At 52.6% G+C, this 1,010-nt stretch carries 1 protein-coding gene; it reads left to right on the forward strand.

All coding sequences use genetic code 11. The features are described from left to right. Nucleotides 1–279: 279 nt before the first annotated feature. Nucleotides 280–1,010, forward strand: a 731-nt coding sequence (locus tag C7C56_RS28160; protein ID WP_146204448.1) for a hypothetical protein, incomplete at its 3' end; no start/stop codon positions are given.

Consider the following 1,010-nt stretch of genomic DNA (forward strand, 5'->3'; position numbering starts at 1 on the left):
GAACGCCCTTCCATATTATGATGACCTCATTGTCACTAATTGAACCGGCCCTCTGTGCCAGGGATGAGGTCATATTTTGAATCGAAACCGGATGCGTCCGCTTCCTCCGCGTAGCGGCTTCGTCCAACCCGGCAGTCAACTGGACCGCCTTCACGCTGCGCGTATCGGCAGCCAGCTACTTCGCACGTTAGGGATTCTATGCGCCTCGTTTCAATCACGTGTTTCTTGTTCATGATCTGCAACCTATCGTGGGCGGGCAGTTCTAGTAGAGCCCCCACGATGAAATCCTGCACAGTTGGACAAACCAAGGCTCTCCTATCTGCACTCAACAAGCCTGCCTTTGCTCCAAACAATGTTGATGTAACTCTCGAATTTGGCGAATGCCGTCAAATCAGGGAAGGCAGAATGTTGGCTTTCGCAGTCTTCATGCCCGAAATGCCCTATCCAGACAAACCGGATGTTTCGGACGAAGAGCTAAGAGACCGGCCATTCAGATTGACGGCCGGCCTTTTCGACATGCACAGACGCAGCATCGTATCGAGCTACATTGAGCCCTTTCCCTTCAGCGGATGGATAGAGACATACCAGGGCAAGGCTTATGTGATTCCCGTGTCGTACAGTCGCGGCAAGGCCCTTGCCTTTGCCATCAGCCATGACAATGAGCGTGGACTTAACGCAGCGAATTCCCACGTAAGCGTGTCACTGACGCTGCTTATGCAGCGTGGTACCGCGCTAAAGCCTGTGCTTCGCGACATTCCTCTCTCGAGCAGAGTCGCGTTGACCGAGGATGGTGGCGTTTGTTGCTCGAGTGTCCTAATGGATACGACACGAACTCTGCTCCCAACCAAACAGCAAACGCTGGGAATGCCTGATCTGGTACTTCACGCAGAGCGTGAAGTTCAGGTCGATGAACGCAGAGACCCAATACCGAAAGAATTTGCCAATATTCCGAAGACCTATGCATACATACTGCGATTCAACGGTAGCAAGTATCGGCCCACGAAAAACAG

Origin of the sequence: Massilia glaciei (assembly GCF_003011895.2) — a bacterium.
Classification (GTDB): domain Bacteria; phylum Pseudomonadota; class Gammaproteobacteria; order Burkholderiales; family Burkholderiaceae_D; genus Telluria_A; species Telluria_A glaciei.